General features: G+C 61.3%; 16 protein-coding genes, 1 pseudogene and 1 riboswitch. Of the genes and pseudogenes, 9 read left to right on the forward strand and 8 right to left on the reverse strand.

Annotated elements, in window-relative coordinates:
* The first annotated feature begins 18 nt into the window (after positions 1–18).
* Together CRX69_RS22820 and CRX69_RS22825 are read left to right on the forward strand one after the other, a co-directional pair.
* Positions 19–1,017 (forward strand): class I SAM-dependent methyltransferase, encoded by a 999-nt coding sequence (locus tag CRX69_RS22820; protein WP_107322918.1) that lies wholly within the window; start codon positions 19–21, stop codon positions 1,015–1,017.
* A gap of 50 nt (positions 1,018–1,067) precedes the next feature.
* Positions 1,068–1,190: riboswitch (yybP-ykoY riboswitch) on the forward strand.
* A gap of 89 nt (positions 1,191–1,279) precedes the next feature.
* Positions 1,280–1,864, forward strand: coding sequence for a TMEM165/GDT1 family protein (locus tag CRX69_RS22825; protein ID WP_047229427.1), 585 nt, complete (start codon positions 1,280–1,282; stop codon positions 1,862–1,864).
* A gap of 195 nt (positions 1,865–2,059) precedes the next feature.
* On the opposite strand, the gene CRX69_RS22830 is transcribed toward CRX69_RS22825, so the two are convergent.
* Positions 2,060–2,875 (reverse strand): M48 family metallopeptidase, encoded by an 816-nt coding sequence (locus tag CRX69_RS22830; protein WP_047229426.1) that lies wholly within the window; start codon positions 2,873–2,875, stop codon positions 2,060–2,062.
* Between the two features lie 1,303 nt (positions 2,876–4,178).
* Between CRX69_RS22830 and CRX69_RS28325 the strand changes: the two are divergent.
* Positions 4,179–4,373: pseudogene (locus CRX69_RS28325) on the forward strand (HAMP domain-containing protein); the annotation flags it as partial.
* A 114-nt stretch (positions 4,374–4,487) separates the two neighbouring features.
* Positions 4,488–5,231 carry a methyl-accepting chemotaxis protein gene (locus CRX69_RS28330; RefSeq protein WP_372241397.1) on the forward strand — a complete coding sequence of 248 codons (744 nt, stop codon included), beginning with the start codon at positions 4,488–4,490 and terminating at the stop codon, positions 5,229–5,231.
* A gap of 113 nt (positions 5,232–5,344) precedes the next feature.
* Here CRX69_RS28330 and CRX69_RS22840 read toward each other — a convergent pair whose 3' ends face one another.
* From CRX69_RS22840 to CRX69_RS22850, 3 genes are read right to left on the reverse strand one after another with little or no spacing between them, the layout of a single operon-like run.
* On the reverse strand, positions 5,345–5,968 hold the full coding sequence (locus CRX69_RS22840) for an SOS response-associated peptidase (protein WP_107322920.1): 624 nt from the start codon (positions 5,966–5,968) through the stop codon (positions 5,345–5,347).
* A 35-nt stretch (positions 5,969–6,003) separates the two neighbouring features.
* Positions 6,004–6,264 (reverse strand): putative signal transducing protein, encoded by a 261-nt coding sequence (locus CRX69_RS22845; RefSeq protein WP_014340166.1) that lies wholly within the window; start codon positions 6,262–6,264, stop codon positions 6,004–6,006.
* Between the two features lie 12 nt (positions 6,265–6,276).
* Positions 6,277–6,459 (reverse strand): CPXCG motif-containing cysteine-rich protein, encoded by a 183-nt coding sequence (locus CRX69_RS22850; RefSeq protein ID WP_047229423.1) that lies wholly within the window; start codon positions 6,457–6,459, stop codon positions 6,277–6,279.
* Positions 6,460–6,598: 139 nt separating this feature from the next.
* Here CRX69_RS22850 and CRX69_RS22855 point away from each other — a divergent pair, with 139 nt between their 5' ends.
* Entirely contained in the window at positions 6,599–7,765 is a 1,167-nt protein-coding gene (locus CRX69_RS22855) for a 1-acyl-sn-glycerol-3-phosphate acyltransferase (RefSeq protein ID WP_107322921.1), read from the forward strand.
* A 99-nt stretch (positions 7,766–7,864) separates the two neighbouring features.
* Here CRX69_RS22855 and CRX69_RS22860 read toward each other — a convergent pair whose 3' ends face one another.
* A complete protein-coding gene (locus tag CRX69_RS22860) occupies positions 7,865–8,146 on the reverse strand; it encodes a hypothetical protein (RefSeq protein ID WP_047229421.1) in 282 nt (93 codons plus the stop codon).
* A gap of 361 nt (positions 8,147–8,507) precedes the next feature.
* Here CRX69_RS22860 and CRX69_RS22870 point away from each other — a divergent pair, with 361 nt between their 5' ends.
* The gene (locus CRX69_RS22870; protein ID WP_047229420.1) at positions 8,508–8,714 is read left to right on the forward strand and encodes a hypothetical protein; all 207 of its coding nucleotides are present in this window, start codon (positions 8,508–8,510) and stop codon (positions 8,712–8,714) included.
* 129 nt (positions 8,715–8,843) lie between these two features.
* Here CRX69_RS22870 and CRX69_RS22875 read toward each other — a convergent pair whose 3' ends face one another.
* On the reverse strand, positions 8,844–9,428 hold the full coding sequence (locus tag CRX69_RS22875) for a YajG family lipoprotein (RefSeq protein WP_047229419.1): 585 nt from the start codon (positions 9,426–9,428) through the stop codon (positions 8,844–8,846).
* 205 nt (positions 9,429–9,633) lie between these two features.
* On the opposite strand from CRX69_RS22875, the gene CRX69_RS22880 reads away from it, so the two are divergent.
* Together CRX69_RS22880 and mqo are read left to right on the forward strand one after the other, a co-directional pair.
* The gene (locus tag CRX69_RS22880; protein WP_092402475.1) at positions 9,634–9,867 is read left to right on the forward strand and encodes a hypothetical protein; all 234 of its coding nucleotides are present in this window, start codon (positions 9,634–9,636) and stop codon (positions 9,865–9,867) included.
* A gap of 737 nt (positions 9,868–10,604) precedes the next feature.
* The gene (gene mqo, locus CRX69_RS22885; protein ID WP_047229417.1) at positions 10,605–12,113 is read left to right on the forward strand and encodes a malate dehydrogenase (quinone); all 1,509 of its coding nucleotides are present in this window, start codon (positions 10,605–10,607) and stop codon (positions 12,111–12,113) included.
* Positions 12,114–12,230: 117 nt separating this feature from the next.
* Here mqo and CRX69_RS22890 read toward each other — a convergent pair whose 3' ends face one another.
* Positions 12,231–12,518 (reverse strand): PA4642 family protein, encoded by a 288-nt coding sequence (locus CRX69_RS22890; protein ID WP_047229416.1) that lies wholly within the window; start codon positions 12,516–12,518, stop codon positions 12,231–12,233.
* Positions 12,519–12,581: 63 nt separating this feature from the next.
* Positions 12,582–13,067: a hypothetical protein gene (locus tag CRX69_RS22895; RefSeq protein WP_047229415.1), complete on the reverse strand. Its 486-nt coding sequence runs from the start codon at positions 13,065–13,067 to the stop codon at positions 12,582–12,584.
* A 289-nt stretch (positions 13,068–13,356) separates the two neighbouring features.
* On the opposite strand from CRX69_RS22895, the gene dauA reads away from it, so the two are divergent.
* The gene (gene dauA / locus CRX69_RS22905) at positions 13,357–15,096 is read left to right on the forward strand and encodes a C4-dicarboxylic acid transporter DauA (protein WP_107322924.1); all 1,740 of its coding nucleotides are present in this window, start codon (positions 13,357–13,359) and stop codon (positions 15,094–15,096) included.
* Positions 15,097–15,159: the final 63 nt, after the last annotated feature.

Genomic DNA, 15,159 nt, shown 5'->3' on the forward strand with positions numbered 1-15,159 from the left:
TTTTTCAAGGAGCAGACCATGGATCCGCGCAGTGAAGTACTGCTTCGTCAGGCCGAGTTATTTCAGGGTTCGGTCCTGCTGGCCGGCCTGCCCGCCGATGATCTGCTCGGCCGCTTGCCCCAAGCCCACGGCTGGTGCTGGCACGCCGGTGATCAGGCCGCGCTGGATGCCCGTTTCCCCGAGCGCAGCCACTTTGGCGTGAACGTGCCGGCCCGTGAGTTCGAGACCGCCGTGGTGTTCCTGCCCAAGGCCAAGGACCTGACCGACTACATCCTCAACGCCGTGGCCTCGCGCCTGGCCGGTCGCGAGGTGTATCTGGTGGGGGAAAAGCGCAGCGGCATCGAAGGCGCGTCCAAGCAGCTCAATGCCTTCGGCAAGCCGCGCAAGCTCGACAGCGCGCGCCATTGTCAGCTATGGCAGGTCACCGTGGCCGACGTCCCCGAGGCCAAGCCTTTGGAAAGCCTCGCCCAGACCTACGAGCTGCCCCTGGCCGAAGGCGCACTGAAGGTCATCAGCCTGCCGGGGGTGTTCAGCCAGGGTCGCCTGGATCGCGGCAGTGCGCTGTTGCTGGAACACCTGGATAAACTGCCCAGCGGCCACCTGCTGGACTTCGGTTGTGGCGCCGGGGTGCTGGGGGCAGTGGTCAAGCGTCGCTATCCGCACAACACCGTCACGCTGCTGGACGTGGATGCGTTCGCTGCCGCCAGCAGCCGCCTGACCCTGGCCGCCAATGGTCTGGAGGCCGAGGTGCTGACCGGCGACGGTATCGACGCCGCGCCCATGGGATTAAGTGCGATTCTGAGCAACCCGCCGTTCCATGTCGGCGTGCACACCGACTATCACGCCACGGAAAATCTGCTGCGAAAAGCAGCGAAACATCTGAAAAACGGCGGCGAACTGCGCTTGGTGGCGAACAGTTTCCTCAAGTATCAGCCGTTGATCGAAGAGCATCTGGGCGTGTGCGCGATCAAGGCCGAAGGCCAGGGTTTTCGCATCTATCGGGCCAAGCGCGGCTGAAGCAAATTTAAGAAACAGCACTTGCCCAATCGGATTTGCCTAGGCAGAATCCGCTCCGTCCTAGGGGAGTAGTCTCCCGCGAGCGCCATGCTCGCCCGGCATACGTCAACATACTTGGTCAGCAGACCATGGCGTATGCGGCCCAAGCGTCCACGCAGATGGTCGCTGGGTTTGACAAGACCTATGACACGCACACCTTACCCGGGGCGGGAAGGCTGTACGTGTCATAGCCGTGTCGACCCGCCCCTCTAGGAATCACCTGATGCTGGACTCTTTCCTCGTACCTACCGCTATCGTTGCGCTGGCCGAAATCGGCGACAAGACGCAACTGCTCGCGCTTATTCTCGCGGCTCGCTTTCGCAAACCCTGGCCCATCATTGCCGGCATCGTTGCCGCCACCTTGGCCAACCATGCGGCAGCCGGCGCGGTGGGAGCCTGGGTCGGTAGTATTTTCTCGGACGCGGTCCTGCACTGGATCCTGGCGGTGAGCTTTGCCGCCACGGCGCTGTGGACGTTGGTGCCGGACAAACTGGACGATGACGAAGCCAGTACGGCCCGCAAGTTCGGGCCTTTCCTGACCACGCTGATCGCGTTCTTCCTGGCGGAAATCGGCGACAAGACCCAGATCGCCACAGTGATGCTCGCCGCGCAGTACCCGGAACTGTGGCTGGTGATCATCGGCACCACCGTGGGCATGCTGATTGCCAACGTGCCGGTGGTCCTGGCGGGCAATTTCGCCGCCGAGAAGCTGCCTCTGACACTGATCCGCCGTCTGGCCGCCTCGGCGTTCTTGGTCCTGGCGATCGTGGCGGTGTACAAGGCGATGCAGAGCAGTGGGTGGGTTTGATCGGGTAGGTGAGTAATACCGCGTTATCGTTCATCGCGAGCAGGCTCGCTCCCACACTGGCTGCGGGTGTTCACAAGAATATCGAACACGGCCAATCTCTTGTGGGAGCGAGCCTGCCCGCGATGAACGATGACGCGGTCTGATTGAAGTCTGCGTCGCCTCTGTCGCGAGCAAGCTTTGCTCCCACAACGATGATTACTTTCTAGCCTGCTGATACAGCGGCATCACCTTCGGAATCGCCGCCTGCAGCGACGCGATCCGGCTGCTGGAGGACGGGTGGGTGCTCATGAATTCCGGCGGCGCGCCTTCCGAAGCCTTGGCCATCTTGTTCCACAACGTGATCGCGGCATTCGGGTCGTAGCCGGCGCGAGCGGCCAGTTCCAGGCCGATCAGGTCGGCTTCGTTCTCATTGCCGCGACTGTTGGGCAGGGTCATGCCGTAGTTGGCCACAGTATCGGCCAACGCCAGGCTGTCCTGGCCCAGACCGAACAATGCACCGGCGCCCTGCTTGGCCATTTCGATGCCGTAGGCCTTGGACATCGCTTCGCGGCCGTGCTCGCGCAAGGCGTGGGCGATTTCGTGGCCGATGATCGCGGCGATTTCATCGTCAGTGAGCTTGAGCTTGTTGATCAAGCCGGTATAGAAAATGATTTTGCCGCCGGGGCCGCAACTGGCGTTGAGCTCATCGCTCTTGATCAGGTTCACTTCCCAGTTCCATTGCGCCGAATCCGGGCGGAACACAGGTGCCTGAGCGATCAGCCGACTGGAGATGGCCTGGACGCGCTTGGCATCGCTACTCGTCTTGTCCAATACACCCTTGGCGCTCGCTTCGCCCATGGTCTTTTGGTAGGACTGGGCATACATCTGATTGACCTGGTCGGTGGACAGCATGCTGAACATGTATTGCTTGCGCTCCACGCCCACGGCTCCGCCGCTGGTGGTGTTGACCGACTGGCAACCGGCAAGCAGCAAGCCCACACTCAGTGCACTCACCATCAATATCTTGTTCATGTAAGAAGCTCCCTGGAAACGTGGGCGTATCCTAGGCGCTGATTTGTATCGGCGCCAGATACATAGCGTGGGATTACAGTTTTTTCAGACAGACCCTACTCCAGTCCATTTACGACACCCACAAAGCCAAAACAGTCATCCGACGAACAGCGCCTCATGCTGGGCCAAAGAATCGCCGATACAGGCTTCAGACGTCATTCCCGCGTCCGGAGCCTTTATGAAATTCAAATCGATACAGTTTTCCGTGGCCGCTCTGGCCGGCGCCATCATCCTCAGTGTGGTCGGCGCCCTGGTGCTGTACGCGCTGTTTGCCGGCGCCCGCACCCAGGAAATGGTGCAACAGCGGACCAAGGCGCAGTTCGAGCATCTGATCGAACAACGCCTCGACGCGCTGGCCCGCACCCAGGCCAGCCTGATCCAGCGAGAACTGGAGGCACCGCTGTTGCTTGCCCGGGGCCTGGCGACCACCAATGCCTTGATGGGCATGAACGGCCCGGACGGCAACGCACAACTGAAGGTGCCCCGCGAGCAGATGATCAGCCTGCTGCGCGAAACCGTGGTGCGCAACCCGAAGATTCTCGGCGCCTACATCGCCTGGGAACCAAACGCCATTGACCACGACGACGCCAATTACGTGAACAGCCCGGTGCTGGGCATGGAAACCGACGGGCGCTTCCTGCCGTGGTGGTTTCGCAACCAGGACGGCACCCTGGGCCTGGAAAAGCTCGCCGATGTGGCGGACCAGAAACTGCTGTCCACCGGTATTCGCGCCAGTGAGTATTACCTGTGCTCCCGGGACAGCAAGAAAGCCTGTGTGATCGACCCGGCGCCTTATCGCGTTGGCGATACCATGACCATGCTCGCCTCGTTCATCGAGCCGATCATGGTCGATGGCAAGTTCCAGGGCATCGTCGGCGCCGACCTGTCGGTGAACTTCATCCAGGACATGCTCGTCGCTGCCGACCGTGACCTGTATGAGGGCGCCGGGGAAATGGCGTTGCTCTCCAGCAACAACCGCTTGGTGGCCTTCACGAAGGACCCGTCCAAACTGGGAGAAAAGGCCAGCGACCTGCTGGACGCCAATGAACTGGACAACCTGTCCAAGCTCAGCGTCGGCCAGGTACGTTACGACGTCGATGAAGCCCATGGGCACATCGAGGTGTACATGCCGTTCGGCATCGGTGAAACCCAAGCCCGTTGGACGCTGATGCTGCAACTGCCACTGGATGCGGTGATGGCCGAACTGCAAGCGTTGCAAAAAGACCTGGATGCGCAACGCCAGACCGACATCTTCGGCATGGCCATGGTGGGCCTGGTGATTGCCGGCATCGGCCTGCTGGTGATCTGGCTGGTGGCCCACGGCATCGCCCGTCCCCTCAAGCAAATGGTGGCGATGCTCGATGACATCGCCCAGGGCGAAGGCGACCTGACCCGTCGCCTGGTGAGCGACCGCGCGGATGAACTGGGTGCGATCGCCAAGGGCTTCAATACCTTCCTGAGCAAGTTGCAAGGGATGATCACCCAGGTCGTCACCTCGGTGCAGAGCGTCAGCGATTCCTCGGAGCACACTGCCGACATCGCCATCCGCACCAACCAGGGCGTGCACAAGCAAATGGTGGAGATCGATCAGGTCGCCACCGCCGTGCACGAGATGACCGCCACCGCCCAGGACGTGGCCCGCAACGCGACCCAGGCCGCCCAAGCCGCTGGTCACGCAGACCAGGCTGCCAGCCAGGGCATGCAGATCGTGCGGGACACTTCCACCTCCATCGGCGCCCTGGCCGTGGAAATCGGCAAGGCCGTGGGCGTGGTGCAGGCTCTGGCCAAGGACAGCGAGAACATCAACGCGATTCTCACCGCCATCCGCGGGATCGCCGAACAGACCAACCTGCTGGCCCTCAACGCGGCCATCGAAGCAGCTCGCGCCGGTGAACAGGGGCGTGGATTTGCGGTGGTGGCCGATGAGGTGCGCAACCTGGCGCAGAAAACGCAGCAGGCCACTGAAGAAATCCAGACGATGATCCAACAGTTGCAACAAGGCACCCGGGATGTGGTGCGGGTGATGGAAGACAGCCAGCACCGCACCGATGAAAGCGTGCAACACGCAGCGAAAGCGGCCCAGGCCCTGGAGACCATCACCCAGGCGGTATCGGTGATCAACGACATGAACACCCAGATCGCCAGCGCCGCCGAGGAACAAAGCGCGGTGGCCGATGACATCAACCGTAACGTGATCAACATCGGGCAAGTGGCAAATGAAGTGGCGGGCGGCGCGGACGAATCCAGCGCGGCCAGTGCGGATCTGACCAAACTGGCGGAGCAGCAGCGGCGGTTGATCAATCAGTTCAAGGTTTGATCCGAGGGCCCCATCGCGAGCAGGCTCGCTCCCACAAAGGGTTGGTGGCGAACACTCTCTCTAATGTGGGAGCGAGCCTGCTCGCGATGGGGCCAGCACAGGCGCCTCAACACTCAAGCCGGAGTCAGGCACTCCGGCCCGTTGAGCTTCGGATCATTGACCATGTTGGCCAGTACCCGCTCGCGCAGTGCCGCCGGCTCACTGGCCAGCAAGCCTTGCAATACATGCAAGGGCGTCTCGGGATCGAGCCACAGGCGCTGGCCCTCTTCATCCAGGATCAACGGCCGACGCTGCCCTGCCGCCGGCTGGGTGATGACTGCGGTGCTCAGCCACACCTGTTCCTGCACGGGATAGGCTTCCCAGATCGCGGCGAAAAACAACGAAGAGCCCTCACCCGGCGTCAACCAGTAAGGGCGTTTGCGCGTGCCACCGCGCCATTCATAGAAGCCGTTGGCCGGCAGCAGGCAGCGGCGCAGGCGCAGGGCCTCACGAAACATCGGCTGCTCGGCCACGGTTTCGGCCCGGGCGTGGGCCGGGGTACGGGACAGGTCGGTCAGCCAGGGCGGCGTGAGGCCCCAGCGGGCCCGGGCCAGTTCGCGCTGCCCCTGCGCGCCGGCGCGCAGCATCAGCACCGAATCGTTGGGCGAAATATTCCACTGGGCCTTCTGGTCGGCAGGGAAGCCGGGCAAGGCCGCAAAGGCGGGGTTCCAGCGAAACAGGGCATAACGTCCACACATGGGGCAACACGACTCTTGATCAAACGGTCGCCAGCCTAACAGACCAATGTGCCGGGGTAACTGTCCGGCTCATCGCCGGGCAATGGCAGCGCGGCATTGTAGGCGGCGATCAGCTCCCGGGCGTATTGCGCCTGGTCGTCCTCCACCGCCAGTCCCAGCAGGCCATACATCGGCAACTCGCCGGCGCCGCCCACCAGGTCACGGCCCACCAGGTGGGCGGTGATGCCTTCGCTGGCGAGCATGCCCTGGAGCAGTTCGCCTTCCATCAGGTTTTCCAGCTCGTAGATTCGCTGCATGGACGTCCCCCATCATTCGTTTTCACTGAAGACTTCCAGATGCCATTCCTCATCGTGGACCTGCAGGACAAATGTTATCGGTCGGCAACAGACCTGACAGTCCTCGATATAGGTCTGATCACCGCCGGACAGGTCCACCAGCGTTTCCACTTCCTCACCACAATACGGACATTCATACGGAGCGGTTTCCAGCATCGCGGTCTCCCAGGTGACTTGTGCGTATAATCGCCGGTCTATTTGCAGGGCTATTTTTGTCTGGCGGATCTTCCAGGCCGTGCCCTGTCGGTTTTTCGATCGAACCTTTACTTACCCTAGCCGTTTCCTACAAGAGAGCATGATGGGCGAATTCGATGCCATCCGACCTTACGACGACAGCGAAGTCCCAGCGGTGCTGGCACGGCTGCTCGGCGACAAGGCGTTTCTAGATATCCTCACCCACTTCCGCTTCCCACGCCTGGCCGGGGCTTTCGGCTGGATGCTCAAGCCTCTTATAGCGCAAAGGTTGCGTCGTGAGTTCGCCGGCGTGACATCGGTCGCCACTTTGCAGGACAAAGTGGAGTTCTATGTCGACCACACGATCGAGCGTGCCACCGATGGCGTGACCTACACCGGGGTGGAGCAATTCAAATCCGGTAGCGCGTACCTGTTCATCGCCAACCACCGCGACATCGTGATGGACCCGGCCTTCGTCAACTACGCCGTGTACCACGCCGGCTTGCCGACGCCACGCATCGCCATCGGCGACAACCTGCTGCAGAAGCCCTTTGTCAGCGATCTGATGCGTCTGAACAAAAGCTTCATCGTGCACCGCTCCATCACCGGACGGCGGGAAAAAATGGCCGCGTACCAGTTGCTCTCGGCCTATATCAATCACTCGATCCGCAACGACTGCGCCTCGATCTGGATTGCCCAGGCCGAGGGTCGGGCCAAGGACGGTGACGACCGCACCGAATCGGCGATCCTCAAGATGTTCCACATGAGCCGCAAGGACGAACCCTTCGGCGAGGTCATCCAGTCGCTGAACCTCACGCCGGTGTCCATCAGCTACGAATACGACCCGTGCGACCAGGCCAAGGCCCGCGAGCTGTACATCCGCGCCACCACCGGCACCTACACCAAGGCCCCGGGCGAAGACGACGTGAGCATCGCCAAGGGCATTACCGGCTACAAGGGGCGGGTCCATGTGAACTTCGCCGCGCCGATCACCGAGCTGTTCGAGGACACCAAGCAACTGGCCCAGGAAATGGACCGGCAGATTCTCGGCGGCTACCGCCTGTTCCCGGTGCATTACCTGGCTTACGCCCAATGGGCCGACGCCGACCCGCAGTTGCAGGTGCCGACAGCGGCCCAGGTATTCGGCGCCGATGAACTGGCCAAGGCCCAGGAAGAATGGCAGCGCCGGCTGGACGCTTGTCCGGCGGAGCACCGCCCATTCCTGGTGCTGCAATACGCGACACCGGTGCGTAATCAGTATCGGGTCAAGGCGGGATTGGCGCTTTAAGCGACGCCTGTCAAAAAGATCGCAGCCTTCGCCAGCGCCTACATGAATCGATTGTTCATCTTGTAGGCGCTGGCGAAGGCTGCGATCTTTTTTTATCCATCAGAACTGTGTGCTGACCCACGACACCAGCAGTGCCAGGCCCAGGCAGGCAAAGCCGAAACGGTAGAAAAACCGGTTCATGCGCTGGGTCGCCAGGTCCAGCAAGGCTTCGAATCGCTCGTCGCCGTCGCTCTTGCGCGCCTCAAGGCAGGCCCGCGCCCGTTGTTCACGGCGGCGTGTGGCATGCAGCACCCAACCGCCCGGGCAGGCAAACAACAATGCGAGCAGGTTGATCAGTTTGGCGGGGTGAGCAGCGAACAACGAAAACAAATGCAGCGACATCACAAACCTCAAGCAATAAACGGACAGGACGCGCCCGGGACCTACGAACGGCGTGAATTCTACCGAAAGCGCCCTCGCCTACTGCATTTTTTCCGACCAATAACGATCCCCTTGCCCTGCATGCCATATTCCTTTGTGGCGAGGGAGCTTGCTCCCGCTGGGGTGCGAAGCGCCCCCAATGAAGCTGAGGCAATCAACCTGAGACACCGCAGCGACAAGTTTGGGGCTGCTGTGCAGCCCAGCGGGAGCAAGCTCCCTCGCCACAGGATCCGTCAGCAAGCCCTGGGTTAATTTTTCACGTCACGGTTTCGTCATCTGAATAGGCCACCCTGTCGCCCTTCAAACCTGCCCGGAACCCACCATGCTCCACGCCGAAAACCAGGATCGTCTCTATCTCATCAGCCCGAGCGACGAACAACAGAACCTCGTCGGCAGCCTGTCCTTCAACGTACAGGATCGGCATTGGCTGGTGTATTGCGCCCTTGGCGGCCATCAACACGCCGACCTTCCGGAGACCGATCTGCTGACTGGGATCAGCGTGCTGGAGCTGTATTCCCAGGCTGCATGAAGGTTTCTTGCTTGCAAAAAAACTGTGGGAGCGAGCCTGCTCGCGATAGCGGAGTGTCAGTCACCTCAATGTTGACTGATCCGCCATCGCGAGCAGGCTCGCTCCCACAGGGGGTACGGAACGTCCTACTTACTCAGCCAGCACCTGACCAATGGTCGGGTCCTTGAACAGGCGTGTCAGGGCATCGCTCAACACGTCGCTGACCAGCTTGGTGTTGGTGTCCTGGTTAGGCGCCATGCCGAAGCGCTGGTCCAGCGAGGCACCGTAACGACCGCTGTAACGACGATTGGCGTTCTGCACCTCGGAGCGGAAGGTCGCGCCGATGGTGGCTTCGGTCACATACATGCCTTCCTTGGGCGACTGGTACTTCAACTCGGCCAGGGTGACGGTCAGTTGCGGTGCATTCATCGCATTGGCGGTAGGGGTGAAGCCCAGCAAACGTACCGCCGCTTCGGCCTGGGCCTGCAGCTTGGGCAAAATCTGCGCGCCCTGCACCGTGATCACACTGGTTTCCGGGTACAGCCCGCCGCGGGTGCCGAGGGTCGGCGACGGACGACCGTCCACCACCCGTACCACCACCGGCTGGCCGCGACCCACGGGCGCCAGTTGGGCGTTGAGCTTGGGCTCCGGGTTAAGTTGTTGCGGGCTGTGGGCGCAGCCGACGAGGGCCAGACTGGTCACAGCGATCAAACCGAACAACAGGCGTTGCAACATGCTCTTCTCTCCAGAATCGGGCACAAACAGGCCCGCAGTATAGCGGTGCGCCATGGCGGTGAACTAGCGCTGCACGATGAATACTCAAATGTCTGACACCCCATGGGAAAACCGGTTCGTGTCATGCCATTGTCATGATCCTTACACCGGCATGTCATGGCCTCCTGTCAGCCTTGGCACAAGCTCCCCGACACGGTGTCCGACCATGCGTTTTCTCATTTCCCTGTTCACCCCGCGCCCACAGCACCGCTGCTTCGCCCTGCTGGACCGCAACGGCCGTTGCCAGGCATTCAAGCAATGCAGCCTGCAGCCCATGGGTGAAGGTTGGGTGGAAATCGAAGAGATTCGCTTGAACTGGCTGCACCAGCCATTGCCCGCCAGCGCCCGCGTGCAAACCCTTGGCGCTCGCCCACGCAACCGTCAACTGTTGGCCGTCTGACCGGATGGCTAATAAAAGTCATTAAACACGACCATTTCCCTGCGTTTCTTCGATACAATCTGCCCCCGATTATAAGGACGTCTCCTGATCGGGCCTCGCAACACCGCTAATGCGCTTGTATTGGCACCCCGCAACGCCCACAGAGAGCCGCCCACACAGATCGAGTGAAGCTGGCGCGCTTGCTGTTTTTCAAGCAAATCACCACTTTTCGCGAATCTGCAGAGCTGTCATTACGCTCGGTCACTGAGCTGTCTGCCCGTTTTGCCTGTCATGTATTACATGGGGGCAAACCAAACCGGGCGCGGTGCCAGGCTGGGACAGCCCTTTTTTGAGGTTCACGTCTTCAAAAGAGCGTGAAAAAACGGGTTTTCACAACTTCACGAGAGTGTGGCGAGCAAATGAATAGTTTTGCGTCTGAACAAGCACCATTAGCGTCTGAAACAGCCCAACGACACAGGACTGCCTATCGCTCAAGAACCGGCGCCTGAAGCCTGTCCGCTACGGATTTGGTTGCACGAACGGATGTCTCGGCCATAAGTCGAATTGCCTGCCCGGCGCTTAAATGAGTTCATGGGACTCTGAGGCCAGGCTGCATGCATCCGCAGTAGTTGCGAAAAATTGCGAAGATTCGGACATGGCGATCCTGGCCATGGATACCTGGGGCGCAACTGACCTGCCCCGCCACTCCTGGCCGCCATGCCGACAATTTGGTGCTGCAGATTTTGGAGACGCGTTAAATGGCGCATAACGAAGCAGTCGATGTAGTTCTGGTAGGGGCCGGCATCATGAGTGCCACCCTGGCCGTGCTGCTCAAGGAACTCGACCCCGCGATCTCGCTGGAAGTCGTCGAGTTGATGGATTCCGGTGCCGCGGAGAGTTCCAACCCGTGGAACAACGCTGGCACCGGCCACGCCGGGCTGTGTGAGCTGAACTACACGCCCCAGGCGGCCGATGGCAGTGTCGACATCAAGAAAGCCGTGCACATCAACACCCAGTTCGAGGTGTCGAAGCAGTTCTGGACGTACCTGACCAAAAAAGGCACGTTCGGCTCATCCAAATCCTTCATTGCCCCCGTCCCGCACCTGAGCTTCGTGCAGGGTGAAAAAGGCGTGTCGTTCCTGAAAAAGCGCTTTGAACTGATGCGCCAGCATCACGCCTTCGCTGACATGGAATACACCGAGGACAAGGCCGTGATGGCCGAGTGGATGCCGCTGATGATGCCGGGCCGGCCAGCTGACGAAGTCATCGCCGCCACCCGCGTCATGAACGGCACCGACGTCAACTTCGGCGCCCTGACCAACCAGTTGCTCAAGCACCTGACCAGCGCCCCGGACACCCAGGTCAAGTATTGCAAGCGCGTCACCGGCCTCAAGCGCAACGGCGCGGGCTGGACCGTCAGCATCAAGGACGTCAATTCCGGCAGCAGCCGTGACGTCGATGCCAAGTTTGTCTTCCTGGGCGCCGGTGGTGCGGCATTGCCGCTGCTGCAAGCGTCGGGCATCGAAGAAAGCAAAGGCTTCGGTGGCTTCCCGGTCAGCGGCCAGTGGCTGCGTTGCGACAACCCGGAAGTGGTCAAGCATCACCAGGCCAAGGTCTACAGCCAGGCCGCCGTGGGCTCGCCACCGATGTCCGTGCCGCACCTGGACACCCGCGTGGTCGATGGCAAGAAATCCCTGCTGTTCGGGCCATACGCCGGTTTCACCACCAAGTTCCTCAAGCATGGTTCGCTGATGGACCTGCCGCTGTCGGTACGTGCCGGCAACATCGGCCCGATGCTGGCCGTGGCCCGGGACAACATGGACCTGACCAAGTACCTGATCAGCGAAGTGATGCAGTCCATGGAGCAGCGCCTGGAATCCCTGCGTCGCTTCTATCCCGAGGCGAAAGCCGAGGACTGGCGCCTGGAAGTGGCCGGCCAACGGGTTCAGATCATCAAGAAAGACCCGAAGAAAGGCGGTGTCCTGCAGTTCGGCACCGAACTGGTGGCGGCCAAGGACGGCACCCTCGCCGCCTTGCTCGGCGCCTCGCCCGGTGCTTCGGTGACCGTCTCGATCATGCTGGACCTGATCGAGCGCTGCTTCCCGGACAAAGCCAAGGGAGAATGGGCGAGCAAACTCGCTGAGATCTTCCCGGCGCGGGAAAAAGTGCTGGAAACCGACGCGGCGCTGTATCGCAAGGTCAATGCGCAGAACAACGTCGCCCTGGAACTGGTTGAAGAAAGCAGCGAGACACCCAGCTTCGCTTGATTCTGCCGGATAAAAAAACGCCCCGTTCTTTCTGAGAACGGGGCGTTTTTTTATGGGAGAAGCTGTCGTGGCGAGAGGGCTTGCTCCCGCTGGCCTGCGAGGCAGGCCGCTTAGTAATCAGCCACGAGCCTTGTTGATCAACTCGATGTACTCCTCGGCATTACGCTGGTCCTGGATCAGCGCCACGAAATCGTTGCCATGCTCATCCTTGCCATTGAGGTCGTAGCCGGCCTCGACGAAAAACGTCAGAAAGCGCTCGAAGTCGTCGACCCGCAGGCCACGGTAGGCCTTGATCAGTTTGTGCAGCGACGGCGAAGTGGCATCGACCGGATCGAAATTGAGGAACAGCTTGATCTGCTCATCGCCAATCTCGTCACCAATCACTTGTTTCTTGTCTTTACGCATTGCCGGGCTCCAGCTCGCACAGTTCACGGGGGCGGGCAGTTTACCCCCGGCAGGCCTCGGGGCTCAACGCGGGCGTACAGCGCCGGTGTGCAGGTCGGCCCAGATATGGCCGTTGGCGTAGCTGAGGAACTGCACGTACACCGTGTCGCTGCGCAGCAGATCGATCACCACTTGATACTGGGCCTGTGGATAAGACAGGGTCAGAGTCTTGCTCGCCTCGTCGAAGGCAGGTTTTTTCAGGCTTTTGCTTTCGCCATCGAAGTTCAGGATCACCTGGTTGAGGGTGGCGCCTTTGTTCAGGGGTTTACCTTTGAGGCGCACCAGCAACGGCGATGTAACCGGTATCGGTTGCTGGTTGGACTGACGCTGATTGCCCAGCACCACCGAATACTCGGTGACCTGAAGCAATTGCTGGTGTTCGGGTTGTTCCTGACGTACCGCCAGATCGTCGGGGGGCAGAAATTGACTGTGCATCGGCGCGCCAACGGCCGCCCACGACAGGCTGGACATCAGTAGCAGAGCGGCGCAGCGACGGGTCAGTACACTCATGACAGGCTCCAGGATCTTGGCCCGGCACTCTAGCATGAGCCCAGGCGGTAAAAATAACGATCCAGGTCAATACATCCGCGCCACGAGCACGGCATACTCAAGGAGCCATCAGCCCCGGCCTGCCGGTTTATGCCTTTGTGGCGAGGGAGCTTGCTCCCGCTGGGTTGCGCAGCGGCCCCAAGATATTTTGCGAGCGCTACGCACTCGAGCGGGAGCAAGCTCCCTCGCCACGAATTTTGTGTTTGGCAAAGCTCAGGATGTATCCCTTTCTTTCATGCGTGGAGTGCCCATGTCCTTCTCCGCCCCACCGATATTCGCCGCTTGGCGCCAAACCTGGCGCGCCGGTTACACCCTTGAACGCCTGCGCGGCGATCTGGTGGCCGGGCTGACCGTCGGCATCATTGCCATCCCCTTGGCCATGGCCCTGGCAATCGCCGTCGGCGTGCCGCCGCAGCATGGCTTGTACACGGTGCTGGTGGCCGCCCCCCTGATTGCCCTCACCGGCGGCTCGCGCTTCAACGTGAGCGGGCCGACAGCGGCGTTCGTGGTGATCCTGCTGCCCATTACCCAGCAATACGGACTGGGCGGCCTGCTGCTGTGCACGATGCTGGCGGGCATGATCCTGATAGCGCTGGGCCTGATGCGGGCCGGGCGCCTGATCCAGTACATTCCTTATCCGGTCGTTCTCGGTTTTACCGCTGGGATCGGCGTGGTCATTGCCACCCTGCAACTCAAAGACCTGTTGGGCCTGACCACTGTCGGCAACGCCGAGCATTACATCGAGCAATTGGGCGCCTTGATCACGGCGCTGCCCAGCGCCCGGCTCGACGACGGCCTTATCGGCCTCATCTGCCTGGCGGTATTGATTGTCTGGCCGCGCTGGGTGCCGCGTGTTCCGGGACATCTGGTCGCCCTGTTGGTGGGTGCGCTGTTGGGGCTGGCGCTGGAAAGCGGCGGCTGGCAAATCGCGACATTGGGCGAACGTTTCAGCTACGTGGTCGACGGCATCAGTTACCCCGGCATCCCGCCATTTTTGCCGAGTTTCGACTGGCCTTGGAATCTCCCGGACAATCAGGGCCGCTCCTTGGAACTGTCCTACGATCTGATCCGCCAATTGCTCGGGCCTGCCTTTGCCATCGCCATGCTCGGTGCCATTGAGTCGCTGTTGTGCGCGGTGGTGGCCGACGGCATGACCGGCAGTAAACACGACCCCAACGCCGAACTGATCGGCCAGGGCCTGGGCAATCTGGTGGCGCCACTGTTCGGCGGCATCACTGCCACGGCGGCGATTGCCCGCAGCGCCACCAATGTGCGCAGCGGCGCGTTTTCGCCATTGGCCGCGATCATTCACAGCCTCGTGGTATTGGGGGCGATTGTGCTGCTGGCGCCGTTGTTCAGCTATCTGCCCATGGCAGCGCTGGCGGCATTGCTGGTGATGGTGGCCTGGAACATGAGCGAAGCCGGACACGTGCTGCACACCTTGCGTATCGCCCCACGCAGTGACGTGCTGGTGCTACTGACCTGCCTGAGCCTGACCGTACTGTTCGACATGGTCCTGGCCGTCGCCGTCGGCCTGCTGCTGGCCGCCGGGCTGTTCATCAAACGCATGAGCGAGCTGACGGACACCGCCGAACTGCCGCGCCATTTCCATCAGGCCCTGCTGGAGATGCCCGAGCACGTTCGCTGCTACGCCATTCGCGGACCGCTGTTTTTTGGCGCGGCAGAAAAGGCCCTGGATGTGCTGCGCAAATTCGATCCGGGGATTCGGGTGATGGTGGTGGAAATGAGCGCCGTGCCGATGCTGGACATGACTGCGCTGGCGGCTTTTGAAAGTATCCTCAAGGACTACCGCAAGCAGGGCATCGGCCTGATTCTGGTGGCAACCGCGCCACGGGTACGCCTGAAGTTGCGCCGCGCCGGCATCCATCGCGAGCAGCGCCAACTGGCGTATGTGCAGACCCTGGAGCAGGCACGGGCCAAAAGCGAAAAATGGCTCGCCGGTAGCGCTGCACACTCGAGCCCGGCCTGATTGATCTGTTACCACGCAGCTGTTTGTGGCGAGGGAGCTTGCTCCCGCTTGGGTGCGTAGCAT

The sequence above is a fragment of the Pseudomonas rhizophila genome, assembly GCF_003033885.1.
Classification (GTDB): domain Bacteria; phylum Pseudomonadota; class Gammaproteobacteria; order Pseudomonadales; family Pseudomonadaceae; genus Aquipseudomonas; species Aquipseudomonas rhizophila.

What these genes read in the sequence shown, in the direction of transcription:
- CRX69_RS22860 (WP_047229421.1), bottom strand. Translation starts at nt 8,146, where the DNA reads ATGTCGCTGCATTTGTTTTCGTTGTTCGCTGCTCACCCCGCCAAACTG.
- mqo (WP_047229417.1), top strand. Translation starts at nt 10,605, where the DNA reads ATGGCGCATAACGAAGCAGTCGATGTAGTTCTGGTAGGGGCCGGCATC.
- CRX69_RS22845 (WP_014340166.1), bottom strand. Translation starts at nt 6,264, where the DNA reads ATGCAGCGAATCTACGAGCTGGAAAACCTGATGGAAGGCGAACTGCTC.
- CRX69_RS22850 (WP_047229423.1), bottom strand. Translation starts at nt 6,459, where the DNA reads ATGCTGGAAACCGCTCCGTATGAATGTCCGTATTGTGGTGAGGAAGTG.
- CRX69_RS22875 (WP_047229419.1), bottom strand. Translation starts at nt 9,428, where the DNA reads ATGTTGCAACGCCTGTTGTTCGGTTTGATCGCTGTGACCAGTCTGGCC.
- CRX69_RS22880 (WP_092402475.1), top strand. Translation starts at nt 9,634, where the DNA reads ATGCGTTTTCTCATTTCCCTGTTCACCCCGCGCCCACAGCACCGCTGC.
- CRX69_RS22890 (WP_047229416.1), bottom strand. Translation starts at nt 12,518, where the DNA reads ATGCGTAAAGACAAGAAACAAGTGATTGGTGACGAGATTGGCGATGAG.
- CRX69_RS22895 (WP_047229415.1), bottom strand. Translation starts at nt 13,067, where the DNA reads ATGAGTGTACTGACCCGTCGCTGCGCCGCTCTGCTACTGATGTCCAGC.
- CRX69_RS22870 (WP_047229420.1), top strand. Translation starts at nt 8,508, where the DNA reads ATGCTCCACGCCGAAAACCAGGATCGTCTCTATCTCATCAGCCCGAGC.
- CRX69_RS28330 (WP_372241397.1), top strand. Translation starts at nt 4,488, where the DNA reads ATGGTGGAGATCGATCAGGTCGCCACCGCCGTGCACGAGATGACCGCC.
- dauA (WP_107322924.1), top strand. Translation starts at nt 13,357, where the DNA reads ATGTCCTTCTCCGCCCCACCGATATTCGCCGCTTGGCGCCAAACCTGG.
- CRX69_RS22840 (WP_107322920.1), bottom strand. Translation starts at nt 5,968, where the DNA reads ATGTGTGGACGTTATGCCCTGTTTCGCTGGAACCCCGCCTTTGCGGCC.
- CRX69_RS22830 (WP_047229426.1), bottom strand. Translation starts at nt 2,875, where the DNA reads ATGAACAAGATATTGATGGTGAGTGCACTGAGTGTGGGCTTGCTGCTT.
- CRX69_RS22820 (WP_107322918.1), top strand. Translation starts at nt 19, where the DNA reads ATGGATCCGCGCAGTGAAGTACTGCTTCGTCAGGCCGAGTTATTTCAG.
- CRX69_RS22825 (WP_047229427.1), top strand. Translation starts at nt 1,280, where the DNA reads ATGCTGGACTCTTTCCTCGTACCTACCGCTATCGTTGCGCTGGCCGAA.
- CRX69_RS22855 (WP_107322921.1), top strand. Translation starts at nt 6,599, where the DNA reads ATGATGGGCGAATTCGATGCCATCCGACCTTACGACGACAGCGAAGTC.